15 protein-coding genes and 1 riboswitch are annotated in these 14893 nt (G+C 35.2%); of the genes, 13 read left to right on the forward strand and 2 right to left on the reverse strand.

All coding sequences use genetic code 11. From position 1 onward, the window contains the following. The 7 genes from AC11ZT_RS04300 to AC11ZT_RS04330 form a co-directional block, all read left to right on the forward strand. Positions 1-443 (forward strand): asparagine synthase-related protein (locus AC11ZT_RS04300; RefSeq protein ID WP_484058419.1); only part of this gene is annotated, 443 nt, incomplete at its 5' end. A gap of 699 nt (positions 444-1142) precedes the next feature. Beyond that, the gene (locus AC11ZT_RS04305) at positions 1143-1574 is read left to right on the forward strand and encodes an Hsp20/alpha crystallin family protein (RefSeq protein WP_484058420.1); all 432 of its coding nucleotides are present in this window, start codon (positions 1143-1145) and stop codon (positions 1572-1574) included. A 155-nt stretch (positions 1575-1729) separates the two neighbouring features. Further along, entirely contained in the window at positions 1730-2284 is a 555-nt protein-coding gene (locus AC11ZT_RS04310) for a YdcF family protein (RefSeq protein WP_484058421.1), read from the forward strand. A gap of 181 nt (positions 2285-2465) precedes the next feature. Then, entirely contained in the window at positions 2466-2723 is a 258-nt protein-coding gene (locus tag AC11ZT_RS04315; protein ID WP_484058422.1) for a hypothetical protein, read from the forward strand. Positions 2724-2837: 114 nt separating this feature from the next. Continuing rightward, entirely contained in the window at positions 2838-4631 is a 1794-nt protein-coding gene (locus AC11ZT_RS04320; RefSeq protein ID WP_484058423.1) for a hypothetical protein, read from the forward strand. Beyond that, positions 4621-6471, forward strand: a complete 1851-nt coding sequence (locus AC11ZT_RS04325) for a hypothetical protein (RefSeq protein WP_484058424.1) — start codon at positions 4621-4623, stop codon at positions 6469-6471. Before AC11ZT_RS04320 ends, AC11ZT_RS04325 begins: the two co-directional genes overlap by 11 nt. A 136-nt stretch (positions 6472-6607) precedes the next feature. After that, the gene (locus AC11ZT_RS04330) at positions 6608-7210 is read left to right on the forward strand and encodes a GNAT family N-acetyltransferase (RefSeq protein ID WP_484058425.1); all 603 of its coding nucleotides are present in this window, start codon (positions 6608-6610) and stop codon (positions 7208-7210) included. Between the two features lie 64 nt (positions 7211-7274). Here AC11ZT_RS04330 and AC11ZT_RS04335 read toward each other — a convergent pair whose 3' ends face one another. Next, positions 7275-7760 (reverse strand): chromosome segregation protein, encoded by a 486-nt coding sequence (locus tag AC11ZT_RS04335; RefSeq protein WP_484058426.1) that lies wholly within the window; start codon positions 7758-7760, stop codon positions 7275-7277. Positions 7761-8106: 346 nt separating this feature from the next. On the opposite strand from AC11ZT_RS04335, the gene AC11ZT_RS04340 reads away from it, so the two are divergent. Continuing rightward, the gene (locus AC11ZT_RS04340; RefSeq protein WP_484058427.1) at positions 8107-9219 is read left to right on the forward strand and encodes a histidine kinase N-terminal domain-containing protein; all 1113 of its coding nucleotides are present in this window, start codon (positions 8107-8109) and stop codon (positions 9217-9219) included. Between the two features lie 51 nt (positions 9220-9270). On the opposite strand, the gene AC11ZT_RS04345 is transcribed toward AC11ZT_RS04340, so the two are convergent. Continuing rightward, entirely contained in the window at positions 9271-10023 is a 753-nt protein-coding gene (locus tag AC11ZT_RS04345; RefSeq protein ID WP_484058428.1) for a DUF4397 domain-containing protein, read from the reverse strand. 110 nt (positions 10024-10133) lie between these two features. After that, positions 10134-10235, forward strand: a riboswitch (purine riboswitch). A gap of 42 nt (positions 10236-10277) precedes the next feature. Between AC11ZT_RS04345 and ade the strand changes: the two genes are divergently transcribed. From ade to AC11ZT_RS04370, 5 genes are all read left to right on the forward strand, one after another. After that, positions 10278-12011: an adenine deaminase gene (gene ade, locus AC11ZT_RS04350; RefSeq protein WP_484058433.1), complete on the forward strand. Its 1734-nt coding sequence runs from the start codon at positions 10278-10280 to the stop codon at positions 12009-12011. Positions 12012-12118: 107 nt separating this feature from the next. Then, positions 12119-12421: a hypothetical protein gene (locus tag AC11ZT_RS04355; RefSeq protein WP_484058429.1), complete on the forward strand. Its 303-nt coding sequence runs from the start codon at positions 12119-12121 to the stop codon at positions 12419-12421. Positions 12422-12436: 15 nt separating this feature from the next. Next, on the forward strand, positions 12437-13216 hold the full coding sequence (yidC, locus tag AC11ZT_RS04360) for a membrane protein insertase YidC (RefSeq protein ID WP_484058430.1): 780 nt from the start codon (positions 12437-12439) through the stop codon (positions 13214-13216). 114 nt (positions 13217-13330) lie between these two features. Beyond that, a complete protein-coding gene (locus tag AC11ZT_RS04365; RefSeq protein WP_484058431.1) occupies positions 13331-13456 on the forward strand; it encodes a YjcZ family sporulation protein in 126 nt (41 codons plus the stop codon). A gap of 221 nt (positions 13457-13677) precedes the next feature. Then, positions 13678-14893 (forward strand): NAD(P)/FAD-dependent oxidoreductase (locus AC11ZT_RS04370; protein ID WP_484058432.1); only part of this gene is annotated, 1216 nt, incomplete at its 3' end.

Below are 14893 nucleotides of genomic sequence, written 5' to 3' on the forward strand. Positions count from 1 at the left end.
TGACAATGGCTCATTCACTTGAACTCCGAGTACCGTTTTTAGATAAAGAAGTATTTGAAGTTGCTTCTAAGATACCAACGGAGCTTAAAATTGCAAATGGTACAACGAAAGCCATTTTACGCGAAGCAGTGCAAGGAGTAGTTCCTGATCATGTATTAAATCGTAAAAAACTTGGTTTCCCAGTACCAATTCGTCATTGGTTGAAGAATGAAATGCATGACTGGGCAGTTTCTATTATTATGGAAAGTGGAACAGATTATTGTATTGATAAACAATATGTATTGAATTTACTGGAAGCACATTGTGCTGGTAAGGGCGACTATAGCCGTAAAATTTGGACTGTTCTATCTTTCATGGTATGGCACCAAATATACATGGAGAATAAATACGATACGAATATGTTTCAAGAAATAACAAAACAGTCCTATTCTAGTGTTCGATAAGATTAGGTAATCTTTTTTTGCTAAAAGGAAGATGAGGGAGGAGAAACGTTGTTTCCATTCTTACATCTTCCTTTTTGTATACCGTTCATAAATTGAAGGAAGTTGGGATATATTTATATTACATAGATTAAATGGTGAAGGAATGGTAGTAGAGTGCTATGAAAAGGATTTACTTCTGTAGGCATACGAGTATATGAACTTACTTGTAACGAAGTAGAAAGTAGGGATAGCATGATAGTGGGTATCTTCTGGACAATCCTTTGCCTTGGATTGACCGAATTCTCTCATATTCCGATAAAAAGAGCTTTACAGAAAAGAGGGTTGCCATTTGAGTGGCAGCATCTCCCGCTTTTTGCACAGCAACTTGTAGTTATACTTGTATTGCAACAGTTCTTTTTCTTTCCATTGGGGATAAGCCTTATAATGAAATTTATTGTTATATACAGTGCTACTGGACTGATTCTCCTAGTGTCTATAGGTTTCATTCGGCGTTTGCATTATCAGTCTTATATCTTTTTTGTAAATTGGCTGAAAAAAGGGGAAGACCGTTATTAGGTAGTGAAACGGTCTTTTTCTAATGTGAAAAAATGGTTTCATTCTTTAAAAAAGATTGCTTTTTTGTTTGACCTTTTTTGACCAAAGTTTTATACTAATAACAGAAAGAGAAATCTTTCACAAATAACAAGGAGGAGACGGAAAATGAGAAAGTTATTACCAGAGTTGATGAATCGTCGCAATGGTTTAATGGAACTTGAGTCTTCCTTATGGAATATGTGGAATGGGGACTTTTTCAAGCCTATGTTAACAGAATCATTTGCAACTGACATCGAAGAAAAAGAGGATTCATATATTGTGCACGCTGATCTTCCCGGTTTCTCCAAAGAAGAAATTCAAGTGGACTATCAAGATCGTGTGCTATCAATTCAAGCCTCTCGTCAGAAAGAAGATACAAACAAAGATGAATCCTATATTCGTAAGGAAAGATATAGTGGTACTTATATGCGACGTTTTGTTGTGGATGGAATTGATGAAGAACAAATCAAAGCCTCTTATAATGACGGTGTTCTTGAAGTAATTTTACCTAAAACAAATAAAACAGAAGAACAACGTAAGGTGATTGATATTCAATAATAACAATAGAACATAGATTAGGGCGAGATGCTGCAATAAGGATGCGAATCCTATTATTGCAGCATCTCTTTTTTTGCATATGTTATAATTGGTAAAAAACTATCAATCTTACTTTATATGCATCACTCGAAATAGGATAGAAAGGAATAGGATAGATGAAACTAGTCCTGCTCAGTATCATTGTCGTCTCTTGTATGTACATTTTTATTGCTTCTTTTCTTATTTTTTTAGCAAGTAAGAAAAGGCCGAAAGAACATGCAGAATATTTGGTAGTGTTAGGAGCAAGGGTGTATAAAGAAGGAATTTCGCAATCTTTGAAGGAAAGACTGGATACGGCTCTCACTTATATGAGGGAACATTCGCACGTGAAAGTAATTGTATCAGGAGGGAAAGGCGATAATGAGCCTGTAGCAGAGGCTCTTGCGATGAAGCAATATTTACTGGAAAACGGAGTTAAAGATGATAGAATTCTCGTTGAAGACCGATCTACAAGTACATATGAGAACCTGTTATTTTCACAAAAAAAATTCCAATTACAACATATAATAATCGTAACGAATGATTACCATTTGTATCGATCTAAATGGATTGCGAATCGGATAGGTTTAAACGCTGATGGATTAGCTGCTCGAACGCCTTCTAAGATCATCATGGCTTCTTATTTACGAGAATATGCTGCTATCCTACATACATGGATAACAAGAAAGTAGTACGCTAAGTGATGGATTATTTATAAACAAAAGGATTTCCGTAACAAAAGCAGAGAGATCTGCTTTTATTTTTTTTTAATTAAATCTGTCATCAAGGAAAGAATTGATACTTTGTCGAATAGAATAGTACTATCTATCCATCTAGATAATGACAAATCCAATGTAAGGGAGTGTTGAAATCATGGAAGAACAAAAACAATTACAACGTATTACTTGTTTGGCACAGGACATTTTAGTGATGATTCGCAATGAATCCTTTCAGAACCACGATGCTCACATACGGGATTCCATTGAACACCTCGCTGGTACGGTAGCGGCTCTTAGTAAGATTATTCTTGAAGAAGATTTAGATAAACATAGTACATTTCAATATTCCGTAACGAAAATGCGTGTAGCAAAAAATATTGTAGAACGTGAGAAAAATGCCCAAACATTATAATGTACTACACATAGCCCCCGATAATAGGCGGCATAGGAGAAAAATTTTCTCGTTTACGCCGCCATATTTTCGAATTCTCTACTGGGTAAAGCAATAGTAAAGGAGGCTATATATGTGAAGCTTTGGCAAACGATTCAACCAACAGTTAGGAAGCGGTTGCATCATATGGTGTTTGTGGGCAAGTTTGTAAAGCAAGATCACACGCATTTTTATATACAATGCTTATCTCCGGTACCATCCTTCCTGCGCGAATTGGATTCGTCAGAGCAGCCCATTTTTTCTGGATTACTATCCAACAAACACAACGACACCTTTTTTTCCCATACAAATAACTTAGAACGTGAACAGAGTCTCATTATGTTTGGATTACAGTATGGAAATCAACAGCTCCATGTTAAAATTCTTCAATCAAAAAAAACAATAGTAGCAAATTCCTATCAAATTATTCCTGCCCCTTTATTACAAAGAGGACAAACGAGGGCGGTATTAGATCGGAAACTAGCAAACGGATACACCTCAATTTTTCTACCAAAATATACGAGTGATTTCGGGATGCCCGAAATGCTGATAAAAGACGGTCGATTATATGGGAACCTTGAATTAAAGTCATCCATGAGTGCAATGATGTTTGTTGAGCAAAAAATGGAGGCTCTTTATCTAGATGTAGAAAACTGGTCTACTTATATCGAAATGCAAGTAGATGAAACGCTTTACTTTGTTTCATCAGATACATTTCATAAATTGCTTAAAACTGTACAGGAATACGGTAAAAAAGTTATGGTAGAGGATAATGCTGTTATTACTTATAATGGGACCGATGAAAAAGAAATCCAATTTTTACACAATATAAAGCAACTAGCACTTGAAAAAGAGCTCTATTTGGATGAGTTAGATATTTATAACTTCCATATTTGCTTGAAAACTAGCCCGATTACCATTGTTGGAGGGATGCCAGGTATCGGTAAATCTAAGTTGGCTCAGATATATGGTGAAGCACTTGGGTTACAATATAACAAGCATTTCCTTTTTGTCCCCATATCTCCTAGTATTCAAGAGCCTCAAGATTTACTTGGCTATTTACATCCTAATGGAATGTATATTGAAAGTGAACATGGAATTATTTCGCTTTTGTTAGAAGCTGCAAATCATCCAGAACAGCTCTATATGATTGTGTTTGATGAGATGAACTTATCGACGATTGAGCATTGGTTTACAAATTTTCTTTCCCTTTTAGAACTGGAAGAAGAAAAACGGATTCTCCATTTATATAAAACGGATGCAGAAATAACGCGTGTCCCCTCGTCCATTAAAATCGGTCGTAATATTATATTTATTGGTACTGTTAATTTTGATGAGACAACGAAAGAGCTATCGGATCGTTTATTAGACCGCGTAAATATGGTGATATTAAAAAAACTTTCCTTTCGCGAATCATTTTTTATGAAGAAAGATAAAAAATATGTATACAATTCTATTTCTACTAATGAATATAGAGAGAAGTGGGTTAGCAGGCAGCCATTTTCAATTGTTTTTTCTGAAGAGGAGCTTGAGTTTTTTGATCGGTTACATATTTCCTTGCAGAAAGTAGATCCAACAAAAGGTGTGTCATTTCGAACGATTGCAGCGATTTCTACCTATTTAATTAATATTCCAATTGATGAAGATCACTTTCCGTTACTTTCGAGAGAAGAAGCGTTGGACATACAAGTATTACAACGACTACTTACTAAAATAAGAGGCGTTGATGCAGTTGTACGGCCGTTTGTTGACGAAGAAAACCGAGGTCAATCATCGCTGTTACATTTGTTACAATCACCATTTGCTCAAGAAGTTTCATCATTTTCTAATAGTATTTCCTTGCTGAAACAAAAGGCAAAAGAGTTGGAGTTGTTTGGATATGTTAAATAATGATGTGTATACAGTAATTGTAGATAGTGACACAATCCTTCCCTTTCAATTACAAATACATGTTGGGGGAGGAGAACGAACTGAAATTGTATCGCTAAACAAGGTTAGCGAATCGGTTGCAAATATATTGAATTGTATATATGAAATACAAGAGCTCAAACCATTGCGTTTGATACTCCATACCAACCAAGATGTTTCTGTAACATTTATCTGGAATAAAGTATATGATGGGAAAAAGCAGGGACTAGATAATTGTTATCATTTAAACCAAAAACAAAATCAGATTCTACTTTACGAACACGGAAAAACAGAACATGTGTATCCGTGGAGATGTGGACTGTATCATTTTGAAATTCGAATAGGGAAAAAAACATATTTGGCTGCCATCAAAATTGTACCGAAAAATTTTAATGATGTGCAATTATCACTCATACAAAATACGGTACAATCAGTATGGAATAATCTTCTACTTGATCGTGGCCAATATAAAAAAACATTTCGAATGTTTACGGATCTGGAAGATTCTTCCTATATGAAAACGATTCGTCTGCTGCTAAAAAGGATACCTATGATAAAAAAACATATTCTAATAGTGGAAAAGATAGATTCTTTTACGGCAATCTATCAGTATAACTATTCATCACGAAAACCAAACGCTAGAACAATTCGAAAAAATGAAAAACAGCCTTTACAAAAAGAGGGAAAACTCTGGAATCGAATGTTTACAACGAGGCAAAGTCTCCCACATCAGTATGTGAAATATAATCTCGCCAGGTTCCTCTCTCAGATTCAACACATGGAACGGTTTCTAGAGGATACAATTAAAAAGCTGGAACAAGAAATGAATGTGAGAATACGTGAAAAGCAGGCACTCCAAACTATTATACAATCAATTGAAAAAAATGGATCTGTTACTGAGAGAGAAAAACAAAAATATAGAAACTTATATCTAGTTAAGGATACCGAGAGAAAAAAACTAAATGTGAATAAACAAGAGTATCGAATGATTTATAGCTTGGTTAATGAATTCCTCATTTTTATGAAGCACAGATTACAACTACCATTTTGGAACAATATGAAAATAGCCCACGTTAATTCCTTTTTAAGTTTGCCGATTGCATTTCGTCAATGCTTGAATCTGTTAGAACTTAGCGATGGACACATACAAGAATATACTCCATCCTTTCTACTTGTATATAAACCTACATTTTTGATTTACGAATATTATGTATATGTATCATTACTTTATCTACTGCAGGAAATCGGTTTTGTTGCAGCGCGCCCTATTTTGGAACAAATTCAAACTTATTTCTACATGGATGGACTTCAAGAAGGCACAGTTGTGGAACTACATTACAATGAGAAAATGGTGAAAATTGTATACAATGAGTTGATTGAAACACATCCTCTTATAGCACTAAGTAAAAACAGTAATTTTTATAACGGAGAAGACACAAAAAAACCTGATATTCGTCTCGATTATTATGAAATGGAGGAAGGAAAATGGAACTACCAATCAACTATCATAATTGAAGTGAAGTATAGTCCGATGTACAACATATTTCAATCGATTGGAAATACGAAGGCGACGGAACAGATGTATAAATATTGGGCTATCAAATATGTACATGAAGAACAGGGGAAGTTTTACTATCAAAGAAGAGCAATCCACGAAGTAGTATGTGTTTATCCTGGCAGTCAAGTTCATCCGAAAAAAATAGAAAGTGGGTGTGGGATCTTTCTGCAGTTCTATCCTTATAAAACCAATCAAGAAGAAGTAAAGATTAAGGGGAAATATGAAATGATGGAATTGTTAAAAAGATGGTTAGCTTTAGCTTGATATTTACAATTCAATAAGACAAGACCCAAATTTTTTTAGTTGCATCTTTAGAAAGATACGAATATAGTAAAAGTAATGAAAACGCTATCAAATAGTAAGAGCTAGGAAAAATTAGTAGACAGGATGGAGGGGAATTATGTTTCATAGAGTTCAAACGAAAGAAGATCATTTCGTTTTTGAACAACTTTGGGGAGATTTTTGTGAAGAGAGAAATATTCAATTTGTTGAGCGAAGTTTACAGCCGGAGCGATTTTTATTAAAGGGCGATAGTAATAAATACATTGGTACTGTAGAATGTGCAAAGTATGTGCATCCACAAGAATCTAATTCAGAGTATTTTTATAAATTTTCTTCTAGTATTTTTGTAAATCCACATGAAGAAAACCTATATGAAATTGGAAAATTTATGATTGAACGACAATTTCGAGGACATGGTTATTTTAAACGACTTGCAGCAACTTTATTTATTCATGCGTTAGAAACAAAAGCCTCTACATATATTGCTGTTGTCACGAAGAGAATGTATATGTATTTACTTTTTTTGGGGTTTAAAATAGATATGCTAGACAAGGAATTTAGAATAAATGAAGTGATGATTGGCGTCCCAATCATGATAAATGCATATGAGGGGATGAAACATATCTACTCGATTAAAGAAATTCGCGATGTAATTAAAACAAATGCCTACGCTATGCAGTTATTAAGTAATAACGATAATAGGATTACTTTGTCAGAATAATCCTATTATCGTTACTTCTAACAATACCAGCAATGATTTTGTTCCGAGATGATGCTACTTAGGATTATAACCCAAACATACTTAAACTTAATTTTTTGCGTTTTGTTGGTTCGGTTTTCACTTCATGTAATTCCTTACTGTAACCTTTCGCTTGTTCATTAGTAGCAAGCTGGTTTTCGAGTTGTATAATATGTTTATGCAACTCCTCGAGTTCTTTTCTATGTTGTAGCAGTTGATAATTTACTACATCATCTGCCTTTTCTTGTATACGATCTTCTGTTCTACTTACGCGTTTATCCAAATTTTGAATGAGATGTATAAGAGATTGAAAGTCCTCACGAGTGACACCAGTTTGTTTAGAGTTTTCATGTTCGGGATGTATTTGTAAGGAAGCATTATAGCTTTCAATTTGTTTTACTTGTTCATCTGAAAAAACATAATGACCATTTTTGTTTTTTTGTAAACTGATTTGCAGTTGCTGTACGATACGCATGACAACCTTTGGGCTTACACCTAATTTCTCAGCTACCATCGGAGTTTTAATTTCCATTATTATCCTCCTCTTCCTTGTTTGTAGTAGGTTTTCTCTTTTCTTTTGTATTTCCCTTCTATGACGACAAAACAAGTCTGAAATCGGCAAAGAAAGTGAAAATTCCCGCAAGAAGTTGGTCTTTTCTACTTTGCAAAAGAACAAAAGCGTTGTATTCTAGTAAAAATACTGATTTTTCTTCTCAATTCATGTATCAAAAAATATATTCGTAAAGCAATTTTTAAAATATAATAGGTTTATAATGTTACAATGATAGTAACGCAATTATTATATGGTACCATTTTTCATAACAGAAGTCCGCTATACCGCTCAATCGTGCGTAACGGAGGGGATGGGAGGTTATTATATGCTAAGTGACATCGAGTTAGCGTTTTGTGATTACTTAGAAAATGGAAGAAAAGATTTTCTGTTGGATTGGAAAAAACAGCTTATTGTTTCCGATAACGATCCTTTTCGAGATGAAATCTTAGTAAATGGAGACAAATTACTATTTTTATTAAAAGCATTAATAATGGAAGAAATGGAATTAAAGGATATGCAGCCTATGTGTGATAAAATTGCATTGGAACGAGTGAAGGCAGAGGCAAACATAGGGGACTTTGTTTATAATACGAACATTGGACGAAATGCATTGTTTGAAAAAATGTGTACATTCGATGCTAAAGCGATTGAGTTGCTTCCGCTAATTGATAAAGTTCACAGGTTTTTCGACCATTTAACGTATTATACCGTTCTTCGATATTCTGCGATTATTGCACAAAATTTGCAAAATCAACAGAGATACATTAGTGAAACACATAAGGATCGACTGACAATTCTTGGACAAATGTCTGCAAGCTTTGTACATGAATTTAGAAATCCTCTAACTTCTATTATGGGGTTTGTAAAACTACTACGGGATGAGCATTCTTCTATGCCTTATTTAGACATTATTTCACATGAAATAGAACAATTGAATTTTCGAATTTCGCAATTTTTGCTCGTGTCGAAAAGAGAGACGAGTGAACAAAAAGAAAAATTTCTATTAAATGATATGTTTCATGAAATTATTCATTTCTTATATCCAAGTATTGTAGATAAAAATGTTGAGGTTCAAGAAAATATATCGACGCCGATAGAAATGGTTGGGTATCATGGTGAGCTAAGACAAGTTTTTCTAAATGTCCTTATGAATAGTATTGACGCATTAGAGTCCATACCAGAGGATAGAAAAATTACAATCAGTACTTGGGAAAATAAGAATACGATAGATATTACCATTCAAAATAATGGCCCTATGATTCCAAGAGATCAAATTGAAATGATTTTTGAGCCATTTGTCACCTCAAAAAAGCTTGGCACTGGTATTGGTTTATTTGTGTGTAGGCAAATTGTGGAAAAACATGATGGCCAAATCTTATGTGAATCTACAGAAGAATGTACTAGCTTTCATATTACGTTTCAAAAATACATAATATGAGTCTTTACTTACTTACAAACTAAAAAGTCTACAAATTAACTTGTAGACTTTTTAGTTTGTAAGAAGAATGGTTTCCAATTTTGGAGAATGCGTAGCAAAACCAATGATATAAATTGTATACAATGTATTTGGCTGTATTTTCAAATTCGGTACAGCTAGAATGATCTCTTTCGTTCCAGCTACACGAATTTCTAAATCTGCCGTTCCAGATGTGACTTGCAAATACTCAGTGATTTGTTTATAGGATAGATTAGAAAATAACGTTTCGCCATTTTTAAAGGCAATATCAACTAATGGTGCATCCGGAGATAAATGAGCCACACGAATTTTCCCGTCACCGTAAGGTAAATAAGTGCTGTCGATGAAAGGAAGTAGTTGAAGTTTACTGCTGCTATCTCCTACAGCAGCAATCGTATACACCTTGTTGTTCATTACGGGCACTAATGCTGAAAATATTGGAGATGTATGAGTTCCTGTTGCATATACATCAATGCGGTATTGTCCTTGTGGTAAGGACATATAGTTACTAGATTGTTTGTATGAAATATTTTGGAGAACCTGCTGGCCATTTACGTATATATCAACTGTTGGTGCATTAGGGGACGCATGTAATACACGTACTTTCGCTTGTTGCATGGGCTGCTGCGGGGTAATTCGTCCTTGTTCATAAGCCTGTACTAGTTTCTGCACCGCTTCATAATGTTTGTAATAATATTCCACGTACTTTTGCGGATTTCGATATTTGTAATAACAGGCTAACTGCTCGTACAAGCTAGCGTCAAAAGCGTGTTTTTCTATTGTCATAGCTTACCCTCCTCATACTCCTTATACTATATGCTCATGCTTGCAGACAATATGTATGAATTATCTATTAACTTGTCTTTTGTATTCGAATACGCTACAATACTAAAAATATCATAGCGAAACAATGTTCTCGTATACTCTCGGAAATAAGGTCCGTGCGTTTCTACCAAGCTACCTTAAATAGCTTGACTACGAGAATAAAAACTGATGGACGCACCATCTTTTATTCTCGTGTATAAAAAAGGAGAGTGTTCATCTTGCTAACGAAACAACTGTTACGAAAACGGATTAACGTTGCTAATAAAAAAGAACGCGCTGACTTGGTTATTCGTAATGCAAATATAGTTAATGTGTTTACAAAGGAAATAGTAAAAGGTGATATTGCTATCACAGATGGCGTGATTGTAGGAATTGGAGATTACGAAGGTATAGAAGAATTTGATGCTAACGGTCGCTATGTTTCTCCTGGACTAATTGATGCTCATGTTCACATTGAATCTTCTATGGTTACGCCAAACCAATTTTCCCACATTGTCCTTCCTCATGGTGTTACTTCCGTAGTCACGGACCCACATGAAATTGCAAATGTCGTCGGTACAAAAGGGATTCAGTTTATGTTAGATGATTCAGAAGACTGCTTGTTAGATTGTTTTGTCATGCTGCCATCCTGTGTTCCTGCAACTCCGTTTGAAAATGCAGGTGCTATTCTAGAAGCTGAACACATTCAATCCTTTTTATCCCATAAAAGAGTATTAGGATTAGCAGAAGTAATGGACTTTCCTGCTGTATTACATGCAAAAGAGGAAATGCTTGATAAACTACTACTAACTAAGCAAATAGATGGGCACGCTGCTGGGTTGACAGAGCAGGATATGAACGTGTATCGTGCAGCAGGCATATTAACGGATCATGAGTGTGTAACAAAAGAAGAAGCGCTCATTCGCTTACGTCTCGGAATGTACGTGATGCTTCGAGAAGGATCTGTTGCAAAAAATTTACGATCTTTATTAGATGCTGTAACAGAAGCAAATGCACATCGTTGTTTATTTTGCACAGATGATAAGCATTTGGATGATTTGATTGAAGAGGGTAGTGTAGATTATAACGTTAGAGTTGCAATTTCACATGGACTATCTCCTATTACAGCAATCAGTATGGGGAGTTTTTATGCTGCGCAGTGCTACGGACTTCATCATAAAGGAGCAATTGCCCCTGGATATGATGCAGATTTAGTACTACTTGATGACTTACATGACTTTACGATTTCATCTGTATATAAGAAAGGAAAGCTTGTTGCAAAAGATGGAGTATACGTAGGTGAATCGAAGCAAAGAGCAAATCATCAACATATAAAGCAGACGGTACATATACCATCCATTACAGAAAAAGATATAGCTATTGAAATGAACGATGCAACGAGAGCGAATGTAATAGGAATCATTCCAAATAATTTATTAACGGATCATCTTATAGTGAATGTGGATACAAAAGAAGGAAAATTTGTTCCAAACATCGAACATGACCTATTAAAAATGGCTGTGATAGAACGGCACGTTGCATCTGGAAATATAGGACTTGGAATCGTAAAAGGATTCGGATTGAAAAACGGGGCAATTGCGACTACCGTAGCACATGACTCTCATAATATAATTGCAGTTGCAACGAACGATGTAGATATGTTAGCGGCTATTCATTCCCTCGAACGAATGCAAGGTGGCTTAGTCGTTGTTCATAATGGAGTAACAATAGCAGAACTTCCACTTACAATTGCTGGCTTAATGTCAGATTTGAGCTATATGGATGTGTACAAACAGATAAAGAAGATTGACGCGGCCTTACAGGAAATAGGTGCATCTTCAACATTTAATCCATTTTTAACATTATCTTTTCTTTCATTACCTGTTATACCGTCCTTGAAACTAACAGATTTAGGATTATTCGATGTCAAATCATTTCAACATATTGTAGTTCCTGTAACAAACAATTGACATTTTTTGTTTTCTCCCTCACAATGGTAACGAAATTGAAAACACCAAGGATACAATAAACATCGTGTTTAGGGAAGAAAAATATAGGAAAGGAGGCAGAGGAGAATATGATGATAGAAGGCTTTCTTGTTGACTATGGGGAAACGATGATTACAATTGCGATACTTAGTACGATTTTTATTAGTGGGCGATGGTCTTTACGTCTATTCTCTGAGCTTCCTAATATATATGATTCCCATAGACGTATGTCCTTTTATACATCCGTTCGGCAATCGTATGAATTAACAGCAAATGTATGGATGCTTGATGCACGGAAGCAAATCATTATGTCCATTCGGCACAAAATTTCTCCGGAAAATGATGATGATGGAATACCCTCGTTACAGGTTCTAACTACAAACCGAAAGTAACGAGGAGGAAATAACTTGAAAAAACTATTGGGGATGTTACCCCTTACGTTTATATTGTTTTTGACAGGATGTAGTACGAAATCGGCTATTACACCACAGAGCACGGGACTTTGGGATCATTATTTTGTGTACCCTATTTCTTTTGTCATTACCCAAATTGCTCATCTGTTTCAAGATAATTATGGAATTGGTATTATTGGAATTACGCTTTTGATTCGTCTTGTTCTTACACCACTTGTCATATCTTTAAATGACAATCAATGGAAAATGCAGCTCGTGCAGCCTGAAATGAAGAAGTTACGTGAAAAATACAGTGCAAAGGATCAAAAAACCCAGCAAGAGTTGAATAAAGAAATGATGAACCTTTATAAACAACAAGGGATTAATCCTGCGATGGGCTGTCTTCCAGCAGTAATTCAAATGTTCATTTTGATGGCACTATATAATGCTATTATTCGAACAAAGGACATTGCAGCACACACTTTTTTATGGTTTAGTCTAGGGCAAACAGATCCTAATCACATATTACCGATTCTTGCTGCAGTGGCAACTTTCTTTCAATATTATGTAATGAACAAAAGACCGAATACATCAGATAATCAAATGATGAGCCAGCAAATGAAGATGATGATGTATGCGATGCCGATTATGATTTTTTTCATGTCATTTAATTTAGCTTCTGCTATTGGTTTGTACTGGGTGGCGGGAAATACCTTTATGGCAATTCAAACGATGTTCATGGAACGACGCAAACTAAAGAAAACAGCAGCGCTTCAAATAAATGAAGAACTTTAAAATCTCTGCTTTGCAGAGATTTTTTTTTATAGGCAAACGCACATACCAAACTAGGATTGTCCGGCATAGTTTACCATGTAAAGATTATCATTATACTGTAAGGAGTGAAAAACTATGTATGGATATGGATATCCGGGATATGGATCTGGTTGTGGCGGCTATGGTTATGGATCTGGATTTGCATTAATTGTTGTATTGTTTATTCTTTTAATTATTATTGGGGCATCTTGGATTCACTAAACTGTTCTATAGAGCGTCATCAATGAAACCGATTAATGGTCCATTAATCGGTTCTTTCTGTATAGATAGGGATTACATAGGGCAAATATAAAAAAATATAGTGTCAAAACGAACATTAAACATTTTGTATTCGATATAATTCGTGAAAATTGACAATCAGTACTTTCCATGTTACCTTTAGAAAGGATTTTTTACTGAACGTATATGGGGGGAATACAGACATGAAATATGATTATGATGTAATAGTAATTGGTGCTGGCCCAGCAGGTATTTTCACATGCTATGAATTGTCTTTGAAAATGCCGGGAGCAAATATACTATTAATTGATAAAGGGCATGATATTTACCGGAGAAATTGTCCAATTTTAGAAAAGAAAATTACGAAATGTCCACCTCCTGTTGGAAAGAAAGACCATGCTGGTTGCCTACCAGCATGCAGTATCACGAATGGATTTGGCGGAGCAGGTGCTTATTCAGATGGTAAATTTAATATAACGAGCGAATTCGGTGGATGGATGACAGATTATTTGGATTCTTCTGTCATTTTAGATTTAATTCATTATGTGGATCAAATTAATTTAGAACACGGTGCAACACATACAATCACAGATCCCCTAACAGAGGAAGTACGAGATATAGAAAAGCGAGGTTATGCAGTTGGGTTAAAGCTCTTACGTGCAAAAGTTCGTCATCTCGGAACAGAACAAAATTTAGAAATATTAAAGAGCATTTATGAATATTTGAAAACGAAAATTGAAATGCGATTAAAGACAGAAGTAGAGGACATCTTAACTGAAAAGAAAAATGGTACGGACACTATTTGCGGTGTTCTTCTAAAAGATGGCACGACAATCATGGCAAATAAAGTGGTTATTGTGCCTGGTCGTGATGGTTCAACTTGGCTTACAAAAATTTTAAAAAAGCGTCGTTTGCATATGAAATCGAATCAAGTAGATGTTGGGGTTCGTGTGGAAACGTCAAACATTGTAATGGAGGAAATTAATAAATATTTATATGAAGGAAAGTTTGTTTTCAACACATCGGTCGGAACGCGAGTACGTACATTTTGTAGTAATCCTTCCGGCCATGTAGTGGTGGAAAATCATACAGGAATTATGAATGCAAATGGTCACTCCTATAAAGATCCTGCTCTTGGCAGTGATAATACGAACTTTGCTCTTTTGGTTTCTCATCAATTTTCTGAGCCATTTGATCAGCCAAATGAATATGCTCATGAAATATCTCACCTAGCGAATCAGCTTAGCATGGGAAGCGTTATTGTGCAAAGATACGGGGATTTATTGAAGGGTCGTCGTTCCACTGAAAAGAGAATTCGTGAAGGGTTTATTGAACCCACATTAAAAGAAGCGGTTCCTGGTGACTTAGGACTTGTTCTTCCATATAATACGATGAAAAGCTTAATTGAAATGACAGATG

It is taken from the genome of Ectobacillus sp. (genome assembly GCF_056992975.1).